Here is a 19179-nt window from a genome sequence, read left to right as displayed (position 1 = left end):
GATACCGTTCCTCGCCGGACTGTTCCGCCGCGGCGCATCGTTATATTCTGGCATCAACCTACGAAGGGATTTCGCCGTGCGCTGGCTCAGGATTGCCATAAGCTTCACCGTCACGTTGCTGACCTTGCTCTGCATGCTCCCGGCCCAGGCCGCGCAAGGCAGTGGCTGGTCGGTATTGCTTGACGATCAGGGCAATCTGCAACTGAGCGATATCCGCTCCGCTCGCTACACCAATCAATTCAGCCCCATCGACCTCGACCGCCTCACTGCGGCCGAGCCCGATGGCGCCCTGTGGTTGCGCTTCAAACTGGCGCCGGGCAAGCACGAACAAGTGCTGCGCATCTTTGCCCCCGACCTGTCACAGCTCAATCTCTACGTGCTCGACGGCGACAAGCTGATCGAGCAACGCAACACCGGCACCGACCAGCCACAGGCCGAAAGGCCGTTGCCGAGCAGCGACTTCATGCTGCCGTTGCCCCAGACCGACAAACCGCTCGATGTCTACCTGCGCCTGGTCTCCGATCACCAGTTGCGGCCGCACGTCACCCTGCAATCGGCGGTGATGAGCGCGGCCAACCACAATCAGACGCTGATCTTCGGCTTGCTGTTCGGCTGTCTCGCCATGCTGCTGTTGCACAACCTTGTGCGCTACGCCTACTCCCGTTCGCGCAGCAGCCTGTGGCTGGCGGTCTGCGAGGGTCTGCTGGGCCTCAGTCTGTTGCTGCTGCTCAACCTCGCCGGCCCCTGGCTGCCGAACTGGCACGCGGTGCAGACCCCGGGCGCCTATCTGGCGTTGCTGCTGACCGCTCCAGCAGGGTTGATGTTCGCCTATCGCTTCTTCGCGCCGCTCGGCCCGCACCCGCTGAACAAACTGTTGATTGGCGACATCCTGTTTATCGTCACCTGCAGCCTGTTGCTGCTGTTCGTCAATACCCTGCCGCTGAACATCATCACCTATGCCCTGGTGGCCCTGGCCGGCCTGAGCATGTTGTTTGTCGCCTTCTATCACTGGCAGAAGGGTTACCGCCCGGCGCGCCTGTTCGTCGCCGCAATGGTGGTGTTCAACATCGGCACCTTGATCATTCTTCCCGCGTTGCTGGGGCTGACACTGGTGTCGCCGCAGGGTCTGATCATGACCCTGATGGCATTCATCTGTATCAGCGGGCTGCTGATGAGCATCGCCCTCGGCGAGCGTCAGCGCAGCATCACCGAAAGTCGTTTCAGCGTCAGCCGCGACCTCGCCGCGAGCAATGCCGAGATCAACGCCAAAGCCGAGTTCCTTGCCAAGATCAGCCACGAAATCCGCACGCCGATGAACGGCGTGCTGGGCATGACCGAACTGCTGCTGGGCACGCCACTGTCGGTCAAGCAACGCGACTACGTGCAGACCATCCACAGCGCCGGCAACGAATTGCTGACGTTGATCAACGAGATTCTCGACATCTCCAAGCTCGAGTCGGGGCAGATCGAACTGGACGATGTGCAGTTCGACCTCAATGCCTTGATCGACGACTGCCTGAGCATCTACCGGGCCAAGGCCGAACAACAGAACGTCGAACTGATCAGCTTTATCCAGCCGCAAGTACCGCGGGTGATCAGCGGCGACCCGACCCGCCTGCGTCAGACGCTGCTGAGCCTGCTGGAAAACGCCCTGAAGAAAACCGATGAAGGGGAAGTGCTGATCGTCGTCGCCCTCGACGAGCGCAGCAACAAACCGCGTCTGCGCATCGCCGTGCAGGACAGCGGTGAACCGATGGAGCAGGAAGAACGCGACGCACTGATGCACGCCGAACTGCACAGCAAGCACTTCCTTTCGGCCAATCGTCTGGGTGGCAACCTGGGGCTGGTGATCGCGCGACAACTGATCCGCTTGATGCATGGCGAGTTCGGCATCAAGAGCGGCGCCAATCAGGGCAGCACGTTATGGCTGACTTTGCCGCTGGACCCCGACCGCCTCGAACACCCGACCTCCGATCTCGACAGTCCGCTGCAGGGCGCGCGGGTCCTGGTGGTCGACGACAACGACACCTGCCGCAAAGTGCTGGTCCAGCAATGCAGTGCGTGGGGGCTGAATGTCAGCGCCGTACCTTCAGGCAAGGAAGCGTTGGCCCTCCTGCGGACCAAGGCGCACCTGCGTGATTACTTTGATGTGGTGTTGCTCGATCAGAACATGCCCGGCATGACCGGCATGCAGCTCGCGGCCAAGATCAAGGAAGACCCGAGTCTGAACCACGACATCCTGCTGATCATGCTCACTGGCATCAGCAATGCGCCGAGCAAGATCATCGCGCGCAACTCGGGGATCAAACGCATCCTCGCCAAACCGGTGGCCGGCTACACCCTCAAGACCACCCTGGCCGACGAGCTCAACCAGCGCAACAAAGGTCAGGTGGTGTTCCAGCCGCAAGTGGTCACCCCGGCCACGGCGGCGAAAGTGCCGAGCGATTTCCGCATCCTCGTCGCCGAAGACAACACGATTTCGACCAAAGTGATTCGCGGCATGCTCGGCAAGCTCAACCTGCAACCGGACACCGCAGCCAACGGCGAAGAAGCCCTGCAAGCGATGAAAGCCCAGCGTTACGATCTGGTGCTGATGGACTGCGAAATGCCGATCCTCGACGGCTTCTCGGCGACCCAGCAGTTGCGCGCCTGGGAAGTCAGCAATCAACGCATTCGCACGCCGATCGTGGCGTTGACGGCGCATATTCTCGCCGAACACAAGGAGCGCGCGCGTCAGGCCGGGATGGATGGGCACATGTCCAAGCCGGTCGAGTTGTCACAATTGCGCGAGCTGATCGAGCACTGGGTAGCCGAGCGTGATCAGCAGAACCGTGCCACGACGCCCACCTCCTGAGCCGACAGACCCCGTAGCGCCTGATAGACTCCCCCACGAATTCCCTCGCCAGTGAGCTTGCACCATGCTCCATGTGTTGTTCAGCGTTTACCTGAAGATGCTGGTGCTCTACAGCCCGTTCTTCGTGCTGTCGTGCTTTATCAGCCTGACCCGCGGTTATTCGCGCAAGGAACAACGGCGGCTGGCCTGGAAAGTCGCCGTGGCCACGCTGGTCTCCAGCATCTTGCTGTATCTGTTCGGGCGGGTGATTTTCGATGTGTTCGGCATCACCGTGGATGCGTTTCGCATCGGCGCCGGCAGTGTGCTGTTCATTTCGGCACTGGGCATGGCGCAGGGCAAACCGGCGGTACAGGCCGACAATGTGCAGCAGGACGTCACCATCGTGCCGCTGACCATCCCGCTGACCGTCGGCCCGGGCACCATCGGTGCCTTGCTGGTGATGGGCGTCAGCCAGCCGCACTGGGACGACAAACTCACCGCGATCATGAGTATTGCCCTGGCCAGTTTCACCGTCGGCGTGGTGCTGTACCTGTCGAATCGTATCGAGCGGATTCTGGGCGATCAGGGCTTGCAGATCGTCAGTCGTTTGATGGGATTGTTTGTTTGCGCCTTGGCGGCGCAGATCATTTTTACAGGGGTCAAAGGCTATTTGGTGCCCTGAACAAGCGCTTCGAATACGTCAGTATATTTCTTGCAAAGGGCCGTGAATTTACTCTTCACGGCCCTTTTTGCTTCTACCTCGGTCGTTGACTCAAAGCGCTGCCTCGATCAGCACGTTCAGACTGACCACGGCATTGGCGCCCTGTATCTGCGCAAAACGCTGCAACCAATCAGCGAGAGTAAACGTGCAGTGGACCCGCTCATCGAGCCGGACTGTTATTTCCATTGGCGTGTTTTCCTCGCCGCCCTGCGGCTCGACATCCCGCACAATCAGCGTGCTTGCACTGTCCGGGTCGGCAAACACCAGATGCCCTTCAACCCGCGACATCAAAAGGCGCGCGCAGTCAGCCATGTCGAGAAACAGCAGGTTCGTGCCCGAACCATCGTCGTCCGCTGCCAGCCGCGTATCGACCACGATGCAGTCCAGACGCTGCCAGGTTTCGTCGGTGATGCGATACCCGGTTTCCCGGGAACCGAAGGCCAGAATCAGTGTGTCGATACCATCGGGCAACAATGCGCAGACATCGGTCACCTCATCGCTCAAGGACAGGGACAACACCTCGCCTTCGCGGTGCGCGTGGCAGCCCGGAATCCAGACAGGATCAGGATCGACCGGGCCTGCGCTGAAGACAAGTCCGTCAACTGCGTCGAACAGCAGCGCTACGGTGTTTTGGCGCGTGCCAAGAAACGTCGGCCACTGTCGCGCATGGCGCCCGGCGACCTCAAACAAGCGATCCGTTGCAGGCAGGTAATACGTGTAGCGCGCGCCGGTATGTTTGACCGGCACGACTTGCGCGTGGACCTGTCCCGCGAGCAGTGCTTTCAAGCGCGTACGCCACTGCTCGGCCGTCTGCCCCTGCACGTGCGACCAGCGATTTTCCACGCTGATGATCCGCGCTGGCTGCTGATCGTGCAGCTCGACATTGACCCCGTCGCGGGTTTGCCCGAGCAGACCTTGTCCATGCCTCAGCACGTGAACAAATGACCACTGCGGCCAGACCTTTTCTGCCATGGGCAACTGCCCGGGGCTCACGCGCTGCGGCCCAGCAGCAAACGCGACGCGCAATGCCTCGATGGCAATCGTCGGCTGGCGATAAAGCCGCCCGGTCGAACCCTCCAGCAACCATGCGGCCTGTTTGTCCGGCGTCAGTCCCAACGGCGTCAACTGCACTTCAGGACCGATGTTCGACACGACGAATTGCTCCTCGATGCACCACGCCGGCAGAAATGCATGAGCCGCCCCATTGCCCAATCCGATGAGCGGAAAAGGTTCGGCTTTGTAGACTTTTGCCAGCGCCGGCAAGGCGTCCAGCCAGTCGGAGTTGAGCTGTAGCCAGCGCTGGCCGAGGCCGGCAAATTTCAGAATGTTCGGTGTGGGAATGCCGCCCATCCACTGCTCATCTTTAAGGTTGGTGTCGACCTCGAAAAGGCGGCCGTCGGCCTTGGTGGCAATGTAGCTTCCGAACGTTTGGGTGACGTCGACAATATCGCGCTCGATGACCCGATTGATGAATTGCCCCACCCTCGGTTCCACCCCTCGACTGATGGTCTGCGCTTGCTTGCTGTAGAACAGCAGCGCACCGCTCTGTGGATCGGCCGGCATCAACATGACCATGTCCGCCTCACTGCCCAACCCCGCCGAAAAATAGTGGCCCGTGCGTTTGTTGACCCAGGCACGCCGGCGCAATCCTTCGAAGTAGTAGGTGCGCGCGTAAACGAACGATGCATATACCCAGGTGCTGATGGCATTGGCCATGTCCGGGGTTTCATCGTTATACGCGCCGAAGGTCGTGAAGTGATGCAAGTCGCCCTGCCCGGGGCGCGCGGTGGGTTCCTCGATAAACGACGACTTGATGCCCGTCAGGACCACGGCCGCATCGCTGAGGCGATACTCCAGTGTGGTTTCGGTTTCAGTTATCCGGGCGTCGATCAGCAAGCGTTGCAACACTCGCAAACTGCCATCGGCGTCCTGGACACAACCCATGATGTGCGACCCGCTCGCGGGGTTCATCAAGCGGTAGCGATGCACAACCGTGCCGGTGATGGTGTCCACACGCCAGACCGTCGCCCGTTGCGGATGGTAGAACCAGGCATGGCGGGCACTGGCGCCGCCCAACAGCAGCCCCTCGTTCACCGCGCTCGGCAGATTGCGTGCGTACAACAGACGATCACTGGTCGCGTCATACCAGGCGGTGGTCACCACCATGGTGGCGGCGGGCACGCGAAATTTGTACAGCGCCACAGCATTTGCGACCAATCGGCCTTCGCGGGCGTGCTGGCGCAGCATCGCCAGTATTTGCGGCAGGCGGCTTTGATCATCAAGGGTGACCGACTGCAAGCGAAGGCAGCGCTCCCACCCATCGACCCGGAACAGGCCCTCGGCCAGTTCGATCAAGCCATCGAAAACCGACAGCAGCGTGCCATCAACCAGCAGTTGGACTTCATCATCATTTTCCCGATTCGGGACGGCAAATCTGACCTGTTCCAGGCAAGCCCAGGTCGCCTGCACGATCCACTTGGCACGGCCATGAAATCTCACCGCGACAATGCCGGGTACCAGACGCACCTGATAGTCCCCGGCAGGAGCGGTGATCGCGTAGGAAATTTTGTTCTGCACTGGCGCTTCCAGCGTCGGCACCACCAGTTGTCGTACCTGACTGTCCAATGCCACCGTGATGTCTGTCGGTTGATAGACCGGATGCAGCTTGTACAGAATGTGCGGCAGCGACGGGTTACTGGTGAGATAAAAGCGCCGGTTTCCGTGTTGGTCATATTCCAGCATGTCCGCCATGCGATCCGTCACTTGCGGGTAGCGGGTTTCAGCAGGGATGTCGCCAGCGTCCCCGACCTCGCCGGGAAGGGGTTCGTAGGTGTACCCGCCCAGCCCCTTCAACTGATACTCGTAACCGTAATGGCAGATCGGCGTGCACGGCAGCACCAGCGTCTCGAGCCTGTCGGTTTCGTCACGGTAAAGGTGAACGACCTCCGGCAGCCCCAGTGCCTGGCGGATATCGAGGGACAGGTGAATAGCCTGCGGGTCATCGTTGTACTGCGGCAGTTCCAGTAGCCCGCCCGTCCATGGGTAAAACTTCTGGCTGTCGAAGCGCACGTCATTGGTTTGCAGGTTCAGACTGACGATGACCGCTTCTGCGGGAAATTGCAGCACGCCATCCTTCAAGGTGTAGGCACCGCGCCGGTAAGCATGACCGATCGCCCGCAGATGATTGCCCACCGCCGTCGCCTTGTCCCTGATCTGTCCCAGGTTGCTGGCAATCGCCGTCACCCCAATGCCGACACCCAGCAGCGGCACCGAGAGAACGGCCGCTGCCGTGCCCACCGCCCCGCCAGCCGCCAAAGCAACAACATCCAGCCCCAATGCCGCAACGTTGAATACCAGTGAGGTGGAGAACCGCGAGCGTTGCTCGTGGTTCTCGGCCACCGACAGGTTGTGGAGATCGAAGCCGATGTTGGCGAGCGAAAATACCAATCCGCCTGCCGTGGTGGCACGCCCCAGCAGACGCCCGGACAACGACGACTGACCAAGCGCCAATGCCCGTTCGCTGGCCGCCACCTGACGCACCAGATTGATCGTCTGGGCCGTGTCGCTCAATACGCCGAAACCCAACTGCGCATAGTTGAAATAGACCTGCACTTGCAGGGCTATCGACAAAACCGGCGCCCGCTCGCCATCAGCCTGATAGTCACGATGGCGCATTTCAGTGACCAACGCCTGGATCGCGAAGGCGAAACTCAGACGACTGCCGCCGTCGGCTTCGACCACGGCACTCGGCTTGCCCGTCAATGCGATAACCAAACGTTGAAGGTGTTTTTTAAGCCTGTCGAACCGCGCATCGGCGGTGCCGACCGTCAGTGATCTGGCCGGGTTTTGCACATCCACCAGCGTCAGCGAATAACCCGCGTCCGGTTTTGTCTTGAGCGTTTCCAGCAGCGGCAGATAGTCGCCACCCAATGTGTGTTCAGCGCGCAATTGCCGGGTCGCCTGATCAAACTCCTGCGCCCAGTAACGCGCGTCCAACTGCGCGAGGCTAGCCCCCAGCCGCGCGTTTTCACTGAGTGAGCGCGTGCGTGCGACAGCTTGCCTGGCCCAGACCGAAGCCGCCTGAGGATCGGCGATCGCTGCGGTTTGCAAAAAACTTTCGACGCGCAACCCGGACGACAATGTCCGCTCGGCAAGCGCTACGGTGTCCAGTTCGATTACATCGAACTGCGCAGTGCCGATGTCAGCCAGGCCGTACAACTTCGCCAAAGTGTTGCCGTCGTCACTTAAATAACGTGCCACGCCCTGCTTCATTTCTGCGCTTGCGGCAAATCCATAAATCGCAAAATTGGGATCATAAAAGCGATAGAACGTTTGCTCATCCACTTGCCCTTTGGCCACCAGCAAAGCGTGATTGCCTGTGTCGAGCAGCAGGACGCCGGGGGCGGTTTTCGCTTCCAGTATCTGCATCACGCTGTCGAGGCTTTGCCGGCCACGAGCCTGTCCGATCGCACGCCCGGAGACCTCGCCCAGCTCATCCAGCGCACTGAGCAACGCCCGCGAATCAACGTCTTCCGGCCTCAGGCTGGCATTGGCCACACGTCCGATCAGTGCACGCTCGGCCAACCCGCCGGCCACCACGGCGGCGCCCATCAACAACGCCAGCGGGTAGCAACGGCGTCCCGGGTCGCCCGTGCTGCGCCTCAACAAATCCTGCGGCAGTTGCCTGACGGACACGGCGCCGGACTGGAACAACGCCTCCCGCACCTGGCCACCCCGCTTGAAAATGTGCCTGTGGTATTCACGCTGTGCCGTGCGATTGATCTGTCCGATGCGCTCGCCCCACTGTTTCAGCGTCAGCGGTTCGCTCATCGCCAACGCCTTGAGTTCGCGCGCCGTGTGCGTGCTGTGGATGCTCGCGCCGGCAAGCCCCGCCTCGAATGTCGGCGATGCCTGCTGAATCAGGGCCTTTTCGATCGCGTGGTAACGGGCGAACAAACCGCCCTCAGCGGTTTCCCGAGCGATGTCCATAACGCTCTGCCAGACCGGGGCAAACCCGGCGGCATCCAGGCTGTTTGCCCCCAACATCCCGCCGAGGATGACGCGTTGCAACGGGCTGAGTTGCTCAACCGCCAGCGAGCCATGGGCAACGAGGGTGAACAACTCATTGAGATTGCGGGTAGGCTCCGCGCCATGGGACAGCGGAATCTCACGGACTGTTTGCGCGCGAACCTGCTCACGACTGTCGAAACCGATGGAGATCGCTGAATTGAACGTCATGTCGCCGCTCAACTTCTCCTGCATCGCGCGCAGGAACGGCTCGCCCAGATCGTCCATCAGTGGCTGCAATACCGAGGTCAACAACACCGGTTGGCCTTCGATGACCGGCCAGCCCTGCTTGAAGGTTAGCGTGTGCGCTTTCAGCAGATCCGCCAGTTGGCCGACGTAGCGCGATTTCAGTTTGCCGTTCTGCCACTTCTCCCGCTCTTCGAGCAACCATTGCTCGGCCTTACCGTCGACGGTCCAGCCGGAGATCATCTCCTCCTCGGTGTGGGTGTTGTAGCCTTCGAGCAACTTCAGGCGCTCACGGATCTGCACATGTCGATCGGGTTGCAGGTGCTGCTCTATGTATTTGAGCAGCGCGGCCGCGGCGGCTCCCGGGCCGGTCAGGGTGATGGTGCCGCGGGCTTCAAGGCGAATGCCATCGCGGTAATAGGTAAAAATCGCGTCGATCAATCTGGAGCGGAACACCTCGCCTTGCGCTTCAGGCAGTTTGCCCTGCGCCTGAGCTTCGTTGACCACATTCTCGACCACATCAAACATCCGGGCCTGATCCGTCGCGTCGATGCCGGCGAGCGCCGCACGCCGCTCCACTTCCAGCAGGCAGTCATAATTGAGGCGGATCATCTGCATGTACGCCAGGGTCATGGCACTGCCGGGATGGGCCAGCATGTGCGCATTCATTTCCGCCCAGTCCGGCAAGCCATAGGCCGTGCCCAAACGCATCGCGTCCTGCGGCACCGCGTGATCTTGCGGTGCGACAAAGATCTCGCTTAGCGGGTGTTGTTCACGGGCAAACGCCGTCAATGCCTCGAGGTGTTCGGGCGGGATTTTGTCAGTGCGGTCGAGATAACGCTGGCGGTCGCGTCCCGGCATCAACGCTTCATTGTGGTTCAACAGCAACTGCAAAACGCCGATTCGGCCTTCTTCGCCGACGCTGAGAATATCGACACCGGCCAGCGTCTCCGCCAGTGGCGGCAAGTAATCCATGTCACTGTAACGGCCACCTTCGAGGTATTCGGCCTGCAGGCGCACGACATCGCTCGCCGCGGCAAAATTGCCGCGCATGGCCACCTCGCGCTGATAGACATCCTGCAAAAAGTGCCCGGCAAATTCGTCGCCGACATCGCGCAATTGCAGGTCCGCTCCGAGCATCGCCTGATGCGTCTGCAGGCAGCGCTGGCGAAAGGCTTCGAGCGTCGCCCGATCCTTGCCGTAGGCACGCACCATCAAGTCGATCCGCGCTTCGTCGGCTCGCCCCCGCCACTGTGCTTGCTGAAGGTGGGCGAACATCTGCTGCTTCAACACCCGCGCACGGTCTTCGATCATCTGCGACAACTGAAAAGCCTTGCTGACCTTGTCACCGCCCGACTCCAGCGCATCCACTCTGGCGCTGTCGAGGATCACCCGGTTCATTTCAAAGGCCAGCAACGCATCACTGTCGTACCAGAGGTTGAAGCGGTAACCCTGCGGCTCCAGCACCTGGCGCCAGATGTTCATGTAGTCGCGCTGATTGGCCCCGACTTCACTGCCGCCCACCCAGACAAAGTGCATGATTTTCGCCACGGGCCTGGCCACGCCATGGAGCATGGCGTGTGTGTCCTCCAGCCTGGCGACAGACTTGACCAGATCCGATCTGATCTGGCTGATGGCTTCGGAAAGGGGCTGAGTCCTGCGTTGGAGCAACGACTCCAGCGCCTCCTGAAACAGCTTGATCAACAGCAGTCGCTGCGGGTCATCAGCGGCTTGTCTGGCCAGTTCATAGTGCGACAGCAACGCCTTGTATTCAGCGCTGCCGGCAAACTCGCTCAGCGCCCGCTGCAGTTGCGAGAAGTCTTTGACGGAAAGGATTTCGTACGGCTGGTTGGTTTTCATCGTGGCACTTCTTCAATAACGGCTTCGTTCGCCACGAAACTATTGAACTGAAGTACCACGCTCAAACCCGAACAAACTCAAACGATGTCCAGTGAAACAGCCAATAACACTCGGGGTTTGCGCTTGAACCATGTGGCAATGAATTGCCTGGTTTCTTACCGGCGCACAAACGCACAAGGCCGCCAATCCAGAAGATTGGCGGCCTTGTGTTCGAGCGGGATGATTCAATCCGAAGCGTTAACCGGATATCACGTCTCACGCAGTTGCTTACAACTGCGCTGGACGCTCAACACGACATTCTCACGCCCCGGGTTTTTCACCGTACCAGCGCGGGGTGTAAACCCAGACGCCGTCGTCGCCGCGCGGGAAGGTGCAGGTGGTCGAAGAACCAATCAACACCATGGTGCGCATATCCACTTGCTCGGGGGTTAAGGCGCCGAGTGTCGTGGCGCGCAGGGTCTGGCCCGGACGGCCGATGTCGCGGCCCAATACCACGGGAGTTTCAGGTGCGCGATGCTGCGCGACAATCTCCAGCGCCCGGCCCAGTTGCCACGGACGTGCACGGGAGATCGGGTTGTAGAACGCCAACGCCAGATCCGCTTCAGCGGCCAGATCCAGACGTTTCTCGATGATCGACCAAGGCTTGAGATTGTCCGACAGCGACATCACGCAGAAGTCATGGCCCAGTGGCGCACCGGCCTGTGCTGCGGTGGCCAGCGAAGCGGAAACACCCGGGAGAATTTCCAGGTCGACGCTGTGCCACGCCGGGTCCGTCGACTCGTGCAAGGCTTCGAGCACCGCCGCCGCCATGGCGAACACGCCGGGATCACCCGATGACACAACAATCACCGAGCGCCCCTCGGCGGCCAGCCGGAAGGCGTGACGGGCGCGCTGCATCTCTTCGCGGTTGTCGGTGCAGTGCTGCACTTGATCGTCGCGAAACGGCCCGGCCATGCGTACATAGGTCTCGTAGCCGAGCACATCGGTGGCGCGGGCCAGTTCGGCCTTCACCGCTGGCACCATCAGTTCGGCAGCGCCGGGGCCGAGGCCGATCACGGCGAGACGGCCGCGTGGCCGGCCAATGCTGGAAACATCCAACGGCTGTTCGGCGACCGCGATTGCCATGCCGTGGCTGACCACAACTTTAGCCTCAGGCACTGCGGCACGAGCCAGAGTTTCGATGTCGCTTTGCGCCGCAACGAAGCGCAGCGGCACACCCAGCTCAAGCGCCGCTTCACGCAAAAGTGGCGAAGCCATTTGCGTCTCGCTGGCCAGCAGACAGGCCAGCGATTGCCCGGCGATTTGCGCCTGCTGCAACGCACTGCGAACGGCACTCGCCAGGTCCGCTGTGTCGGCACTCACCACCAGCGCCACGCTGCGTGGATAGATCAGTAACTCACTGTCACTCACCTCACGCGCGGCACTGCCGACATGAATCGAGCGCTGCGCCTGCGGATCTTCCGGCAATTGCGCCTGATCCAGCCACGGCGCCGCGCCTTCGATGCGCACGCTGTGACCGGCCAACAGGTCGGAGACAAAACGCTTGCCCAGTTCCAGATCGCCCAGGGCATAACCGCTCGGAGGGTTGAGCAGGCACGTGCCAAAACGCAACTCGCCGCTGGTGGTGATCGCGGCTGCGACTTGCAGCCCGGCAGCGATGTCGCGCGCCATGACATTCACCCCGCCGAGGCCACCCAACAGCGGCACCACGGCGCTGCCGTCTTCGGCCACGGCGAGTACCGCAGGCTCGGCGCCCTTTTCCAGCAACAGCGGCGCCAGCGTACGGATGACGATGCCGGCCGCGCACAGGGCAATGATCGGCGTGTCCTGCTGATACAACGCGCGCAAGGTCGCGCCGAACTCCTGATAGGTGCAATCGGCGCCTTCGACGCGCCCGGCGAGGCCGTGGATCTGCGCCGCCGGATAGACCTGCTGAATGCGCCGTGCGGTGGCCAGGCTACCCTGGCCGAGAATGACGATGGCTGGCGTAGATTGAGTCATCAGCCTTGCCACCGTTCGCCCGGCACGATGATCAGCGAGAAGTACGGCGACGACATCGGCTCGACCTGATCCATCGGCACGATCTTCTGATTGGCCATGGTCGCGCGCTCGACATACAGCGCGCGTTCGGCCAGCCCCAGTTCTTCGAGGACCTGACGCACTTTGGGGAAATTGCGCCCCAGCTTCATGATCACCGCCGCGTCGGCATCGGCCAGACGCCGCTTCAACTCTTCATGGGGCAACACGCCCGAAAGCACCGACAGGCTCTGATTGCGATACACCAGCGGAGCGCCGAGCACCGAAGCGCCGCCCAGCATCGAGCACACGCCCGGCACCACTTGGGCTTCATAACGAGTGGCGAGGCGATCGTGCAGGTACATGTAGGAGCCGTAGAAGAACGGATCACCTTCACAGATCACCGCCACATCGCGACCGGCATCCAGATGGGCGGCGAGCGTCTCGGCGGCTTCGTCGTAGAAATCGCTGATGACCTGCTCATAGGACAGCGGCGCCGGCAGCGCTTCGGTGGTCACCGGATAGACCAGCGGCAACAGGTTCTGCGCCTGTTGCAGATGCGCTTCGATGATGCCGAACGCGTTGCCCTTTTTGCCCTTGGCGACGAAGTACGCCACTACCGGCGATTCGCGCAACAGGCGCAGGGCCTTGACGGTAATCAGCTCCGGATCCCCCGGGCCGACGCCCAGGCCAAGCAAACGTCCTTTGGCCTGCATCATTCGATCTCCGTGGCGAGGGCATTGACGGCGGCGGCGGCCATGGCGCTGCCACCGAGGCGGCCTTGCATGATCACGAACGGCACGCCACGGCTGTCGGCGGCCAGGGCGGCTTTCGACTCGGCGGCACCGACGAACCCCACCGGGAAGCCGAGGATCAGCGCCGGTTTCGGTGCGCCGGCGTCAAGCATTTCCAGCAGATAAAACAGTGCGGTCGGCGCGTTGCCGATTACCACTACGCTGCCTTCCAGGTGCGGACGCCACAGTTCCAGCGCGGCGGCGGAACGGGTATTGCCCAGCTCGCGCGCCAGCTCCGGCACGCTCTCGTCACGCAAGGTGCAGATCACTTCGTTGTTGGCCGGCAGGCGCGCACGGGTCACACCTTCGGAGACCATCCGCGCATCGCAGAGGATCGGCGCACCGGCGGCGAGCGCATCGCGCCCGGCCTTGCCGGCACCTTCGGAGAACTGCAGACCGTCAATGGCCTCGACCATGCCGCAGGCGTGAATCACCCGCACCGCGAGTTTTTCCAGATCGGCCGGGATGCGCGCCAGATTGGCCTCGCGGCGAATGATCGCGAAGGAGTTGCGATAAATCTCCTGACCATCGCGGATGTAATCAAGCATCAAAGGGGCTCCGAGAGCGGGCGGCGAGCAGGGTCGCGGCCGCTTCAATAGTAAGGTTGCGTGCGTGCAGCGCGCCGAAACCCGGCAGCGTCGCATCGCGAAAATAGAGGTCGTAATGACCGGCACTGACGGCCAGCAACGTCGCCGGGGCACAGTGGGCGGCAGCGCAAGAGCGCGTGCAGCCACTGAGATGCGCGTTGACGGCCGTGGGCAGCAGCGTCGCCAGATGGCGGGCATCCTGCTTGGTGTCGGCCAGGCCTTTGCCGCAGCCACTGGTCCCGGTGCAAGCGATCAAGCGTGCGAGGGGCTCGGTAGCGCGGGTCAACAGGTTCAGTTGCTCAAGACCTTCCTGCACCTGAGCCGCATCACTTGCTTTGACGTCCGGCACCAGCAGGCTTTGCCAAGGCGTGAAACGCAGGCTGCCATTGCCGAACTGGCGAGCCAGTTGCGCAGCCCCGCGCAGCATCGCCGGATCGAGACGGCCCAGCGCCGGCACCGCACCGATATACACCTGACCCGCATTGTTTTGCGGATGAACACCGATGTGCAGATCGTCCGCCTCGGCGGTGCGCTGCCAATCGCTGATCGGCTTGATCGGCAAACGTGCGCTCAGTTGTTGAAGAAACGCCGGCATCGGCAATTCATCGAGCAAATGACGCATGCGCGTCTGCTCGGGACGCGCCAATGCCAGAAACAACTCCAGCACCGCCACCACCAACGCATGGCCGTGCTCCAGCGCCACCGCGCCGACCGCGCGATCTGTCGGGCATCCGGCCAGGCCGAACGCCAGCCAGGTTTCACCGTCACGCGCGAATGCCGACAACCACAGGTCGTGGGGATGTTCGAGCATCGCCAGCGCTTCACCACCATCCAGTTGCACGGCGAACTTGGCGCTCAGCTCGTGGAACCGTGGATGGCTTTGCAAAGTATCGAGGATCTGCCCGGCGAGGCCGCGCGTGTCGATCTGCATCTGCCGATCAATGCCGGCAGCGGGGCTGAGCATCAGGTTGCGCACATCGTCACCGGCCGCCGTGCGCGGGCCGAGACCGGCGGCGAGCAAGCGTTCGATCAGTGCCGCAGATTGCTCACCGATCCCGCGAATCTGCAGATTGGCACGGTTGGTCGCCTCGATCGCCCCGCCGAACTGTTCGGCGGCATCGGCCACCGCGTCGGCCTGATCGACGCTGATCGAACCGCCATTGAGCTTGATCCGGCAGATGCCGCCGTCCAGTGCCTGGACGATACGCAGCAACCCCGGGCAGGCCGAGGGGCGTAAGGCGGTGGACATCGGGCGTTCGTTCAAGGGGCTGACCGGCTGCGTGGGAAAGGCGCTTCGCGGGCGAAGGCGCGGTATTATGCCTGCTTTGTCCGCTGGCATGAAAAGACTGCCCGTCGGAACGGCGTGTTTAGAGGAATATAGATGTCACCCTGGCTGACGGTAGTGGGAATCGGTGAAGACGGCTTCAAGGGCCTGGGCAAAAACGCCCGGCGTGCCCTGCTGGGCGCCTCGCGGATCGTCGGTGGCCAGCGCCAACTGGATTTGTTGCCGGTGTGCATTCGCGGCGAACGGCAGTTGTGGCCGAGCCCGTTCTCCCTCGCGCCGGTGCTGGAACAGTGTGGCGAAGCAGTTTGCGTATTGGCCAGCGGCGACCCGATGTTCTTCGGCGTCGGTGCCAGCCTCGCCCGCCAGGTGCCAAGCGAAGAGATGCTGATCCTGCCCGCCCCGTCGTCCTGCTCGCTGGCCGCCGCCCGTCTCGGCTGGCCATTGCAGGAGGTGGTGACGCTGTCGCTGGTGGCCCGACCGCTGGCGGCGCTCAATGCGCAATTGTTCAGCGGCGTGCGCCTGTTGTTGCTGAGCAACGATGGCCAGAGCCCGGCGGCGGTCGCGCAATTGCTCGGCGAGCGCGGCTTCGGTTCGAGTCGCATGAGCGTGCTTGAGCATCTTGGCGGTGACGCCGAACGGCGCATCGACAGCACCGCCAATGCCTGGAATGCCGCGTCCGTGGCCGACCTCAATGTCATCGCCATCGAATGTCTGGCCGACGCACAGGCCCCGCGCCTTTCGCGTCTCGCCGGACTGCCGGATTCGGCCTTCCAGCACGACGGCCAGTTGACCAAACGCGACGTGCGCGCCATCACCCTCGCCCGCCTCGCCCCGACCCCCGGCGAACTGCTCTGGGATGTCGGCGCCGGCAGCGGCTCGATCGGCATCGAGTGGATGCGTGCGCACCCGAGTTGCCGCGCCTTGGCCATCGAAGCCGACGAAGGTCGCCAGCAATTGATCGAGCACAACCGCGATGCACTGGGCGTGCCCGGTCTGCAACTGATTCGCGGCAAAGCCCCGCAGGCACTCGCGGGACTGGAACGCCCGGACGCCATCTTCATCGGCGGCGGCGTGACCCGTGAAGGCGTGTTCGAAACCTGCTGGGAACAGCTCAAACCCGGTGGCCGTCTGGTCGCCAACGCGGTGACGCTGCAAAGCGAAATGGCCCTGATGAACTGGCGCGAACGCTTCGGCGGCGAGCTGACGCGTATCCATGTTGCCCAAGCGCAACCACTCGGCGAGTTCGACACCTGGCGCCAGGCACTGCCGATCACCCTGCTCGATCTGGTCAAACCCCTCGATGCGTGACGAAACCGCCGAACAACCCGCGCCCCTGCGCAGCGGCCTGACCACCGGCAGCTGCGCCACCGCGACCAGCCTGGCCGCCGCGCGCCTGTTGCTCAGCGGACTGGCGGCCGATGCGGTGCAGATCGTCTTGCCCAAAGGCAAACAGGTGCAGATGCGTCTGGAGTTCTGCCGGTTGACAGATGACGGCGCCGAGGCCGGCACAATCAAGGATGCTGGCGACGATCCCGACGTGACTCACGGCGCGTTGCTCTATTCGCGCGTGCGGCTGCTGAGTGAACCGGGGATTCGTTTCAATGCCGGCGCCGGCGTGGGCACCGTAACGCGGCCGGGACTGGTGCTGGGTGTCGGCGAGCCGGCAATCAACCCAGTGCCACGCAAGATGATCAGTGATCACCTGACACTGCTTGCCACCGAAACCGGTTATGCCGGCGGCTTCGACGTCACGGTCAACGTCGAGGGCGGCGAAGCGCTGGCGCTGAAAACCATGAATCCACGGCTGGGCATTCTTGGCGGTTTGTCGATCCTAGGCACCAGCGGCATCGTCCGGCCATTTTCCTGCGCGGCTTACATCGCCTCGATCCATCAAGGCATCGACGTGGCGAAAACCAACGGTTATCTGCACATCGCCGCGTGCACCGGCAACGCCAGCGAAGACACCATGCGCCGGGTCTACAACCTGCCGGAAATCGCTCTGATCGAAATGGGCGATTTTGTCGGCGCGGTGCTCAAGCATCTGCGCAAAGTGCCTGTGGATAAACTCAGCCTGTGTGGCGGCTTCGGCAAGATCAGCAAACTGGCCGCCGGGCACATGGACTTGCATTCGCGGCATTCAAGTATCGATTTGCCGCAACTGGCTGAGTGGGCGGCGGCGATTGGCGCCGATGAGGCGTTGCAACAAAGCATTTGCGAGGCCAATACCAGCCAGCAGGCATTGGCCATGGCCAGTGCGGCGGGGATCGCCCTCGGTGATGAGGTCTGCCGCCATGCGTTGAATTTCGCCCGCAGCGTGGTGCCGCCGCAGGTGCAGGTCGAGGTGTTTGCGATTGATCGTCAGGGCGGCATTGTCGGGCAGGCCGGAGGTTTTGCATGAAGCGCATATTGCTGCTCGGCGGCGTGACCGAAGCACTGGCGATTGCCCGCACGCTCGGGCCAGAACATATCTACAGCCTCGCCGGTGTTGGCCGGGTGCCGACGGACCTGACCTGTCAGGTGCGCGTCGGTGGCTACGGGGGCGCTGAAGGTCTGGCGCAATTCATTCATGACGAAGGCATCGATCTGCTGCTCGACGCCACGCATCCGTATGCCGCACAGATCAGCCAGAACGCCGCGACCGCCGCACGACTGACCGACATCCCCTGCTGGGCTTTGCGCCGTCCGGCGTGGCAGCCGCAGCCCGGTGATGACTGGCGCGAAGTCAGCGACTGGGCCGAGTTGATCGCTACCCTCAAGCCGTTTCGCCGACCGCTGTTCACCCTCGGCCGTGAACCGCTGCAACACCTCGATGAAATCCCTCAGGACCAGTTCTGGACCTTGCGCGCCCTCGACGTCTACCCCGGCAATGAACGCTGCGAAGTGATCGGCGCGCGTGGGCCGTTTCTGTTGGAGGATGAGCGGGTGCTTTTTGAAAGACGGCAGATCGATGTGCTGATCAGCAAGAACAGCGGCAGCACTGCCACCGAGCCCAAGCTGGAGGTGGCGCGCGAGCGTGGGGTACCGGTGATTGTGTTGAAGCGACCGGGGTTGCCGGGGGTTGATCGGGAATTTGCCTCGGTCGACAAAATCCTCGCTGCCCTCGCTGCCCTCGCTGCCCTCGCGACCTTTAACCGTATCTGAAAATAAGCACAGATCTCACGGCCGCCTGCGCCGGCAAGTCGAATCGTCGCACCGCCGCTTCCACTGGGTTCGCGGGGTGAACAGGCAATGTGGTCGCCACCGAACAGTGTGGGAGCGAGCCTGCTCGCGAAAACGTCGGCAAAGTCTGCACATCATTGCCTGACCCACCGCTTTCGCGAGCAGGCTCGCTCCCACAATGTCACGGGCTCGGCCGGATATCTGACCTGAATCCTACAAACGCGCCGGACACTGCCCACAACAACTTAACGAATCACTGACTATCGGCATTCAGCGTCCACCTCTACGCTCAACGTCTTTGATTCCAAGGGCGTACATATCCAATGTCAGAAAAATTCTCCCGTTTCGACGTCAAGGATTACCTCAAAACGCCTGCCGATCTTAGCGAATACATCAAGGGTTGTGAGATCGAAGACTCGGGCGATGGGCAGCTCAACCGGGTGGCGCTCCGAGACTACAAGCAGACCATTCGTGCACGAATAGAAAGCGACTCGAATTTCGCCCAGGCAATGCGAATCGAAGCCGCTACACTCATTTATAACGGCGAAATCGAGCTGGGGCGCAGGCTTCTCAAGCTCTTGCAGGCAGCGCTGCGACACCAAACCGCACGACGCTTTTTTACTTATCGGCCCTGATCAGGCTAAATAGCCGCGCCTGATCGCCCACCCAAT

At 62.1% G+C, this 19179-nt stretch carries 11 protein-coding genes; 6 read left to right on the top strand and 5 right to left on the bottom strand.

What is annotated here, in order from left to right:
• The first annotated feature begins 76 nt into the window (after nucleotides 1–76).
• Nucleotides 77–2854 carry a hybrid sensor histidine kinase/response regulator gene (locus H8F23_RS19960; RefSeq protein WP_099757885.1) on the top strand — a complete coding sequence of 926 codons (2778 nt, stop codon included), beginning with the start codon at nucleotides 77–79 and terminating at the stop codon, nucleotides 2852–2854.
• A gap of 64 nt (nucleotides 2855–2918) precedes the next feature.
• Nucleotides 2919–3515: a MarC family protein gene (locus H8F23_RS19955; RefSeq protein ID WP_194935523.1), complete on the top strand. Its 597-nt coding sequence runs from the start codon at nucleotides 2919–2921 to the stop codon at nucleotides 3513–3515.
• A 90-nt stretch (nucleotides 3516–3605) separates the two neighbouring features.
• On the opposite strand, the gene H8F23_RS19950 is transcribed toward H8F23_RS19955, so the two are convergent.
• From H8F23_RS19950 to cobG, 5 genes are all read right to left on the bottom strand, one after another.
• The gene (locus H8F23_RS19950) at nucleotides 3606–10667 is read right to left on the bottom strand and encodes a TcdA/TcdB catalytic glycosyltransferase domain-containing protein (protein ID WP_194935522.1); all 7062 of its coding nucleotides are present in this window, start codon (nucleotides 10665–10667) and stop codon (nucleotides 3606–3608) included.
• A gap of 300 nt (nucleotides 10668–10967) precedes the next feature.
• Nucleotides 10968–12668, bottom strand: a complete 1701-nt coding sequence (gene cobJ / locus H8F23_RS19945) for a precorrin-3B C(17)-methyltransferase (RefSeq protein ID WP_194935521.1) — start codon at nucleotides 12666–12668, stop codon at nucleotides 10968–10970.
• Entirely contained in the window at nucleotides 12668–13402 is a 735-nt protein-coding gene (locus tag H8F23_RS19940; RefSeq protein ID WP_371857758.1) for a precorrin-2 C(20)-methyltransferase, read from the bottom strand. The genes cobJ and H8F23_RS19940 overlap by 1 nt, the downstream gene beginning before the upstream one ends.
• Nucleotides 13399–14025, bottom strand: a complete 627-nt coding sequence (locus H8F23_RS19935; RefSeq protein ID WP_093430238.1) for a precorrin-8X methylmutase — start codon at nucleotides 14023–14025, stop codon at nucleotides 13399–13401. The genes H8F23_RS19940 and H8F23_RS19935 overlap by 4 nt, the downstream gene beginning before the upstream one ends.
• On the bottom strand, nucleotides 14018–15313 hold the full coding sequence (cobG, locus tag H8F23_RS19930; RefSeq protein WP_324187894.1) for a precorrin-3B synthase: 1296 nt from the start codon (nucleotides 15311–15313) through the stop codon (nucleotides 14018–14020). The genes H8F23_RS19935 and cobG overlap by 8 nt, the downstream gene beginning before the upstream one ends.
• 132 nt (nucleotides 15314–15445) lie before the next feature.
• On the opposite strand from cobG, the gene cbiE reads away from it, so the two are divergent.
• From cbiE to H8F23_RS19910, 4 genes are all read left to right on the top strand, one after another.
• Nucleotides 15446–16657, top strand: a complete 1212-nt coding sequence (gene cbiE, locus H8F23_RS19925; protein ID WP_194935519.1) for a precorrin-6y C5,15-methyltransferase (decarboxylating) subunit CbiE — start codon at nucleotides 15446–15448, stop codon at nucleotides 16655–16657.
• The gene (locus tag H8F23_RS19920; RefSeq protein WP_194935518.1) at nucleotides 16650–17747 is read left to right on the top strand and encodes a cobalt-precorrin-5B (C(1))-methyltransferase; all 1098 of its coding nucleotides are present in this window, start codon (nucleotides 16650–16652) and stop codon (nucleotides 17745–17747) included. Before cbiE ends, H8F23_RS19920 begins: the two co-directional genes overlap by 8 nt.
• Nucleotides 17744–18490, top strand: coding sequence for a cobalt-precorrin-6A reductase (locus tag H8F23_RS19915; protein ID WP_194935517.1), 747 nt, complete (start codon nucleotides 17744–17746; stop codon nucleotides 18488–18490). The genes H8F23_RS19920 and H8F23_RS19915 overlap by 4 nt, the downstream gene beginning before the upstream one ends.
• Before the next feature lie 341 nt (nucleotides 18491–18831).
• Nucleotides 18832–19143: a hypothetical protein gene (locus tag H8F23_RS19910; protein ID WP_127925664.1), complete on the top strand. Its 312-nt coding sequence runs from the start codon at nucleotides 18832–18834 to the stop codon at nucleotides 19141–19143.
• Nucleotides 19144–19179: the final 36 nt, after the last annotated feature.

Origin of the sequence: Pseudomonas neuropathica (genome assembly GCF_015461835.1) — a bacterium.
Lineage (GTDB): Bacteria > Pseudomonadota > Gammaproteobacteria > Pseudomonadales > Pseudomonadaceae > Aquipseudomonas > Aquipseudomonas neuropathica.
The sequence above is the reverse complement of the archived record's forward strand: the minus strand, read 5'-3'. Positions and strand labels throughout refer to the sequence as shown.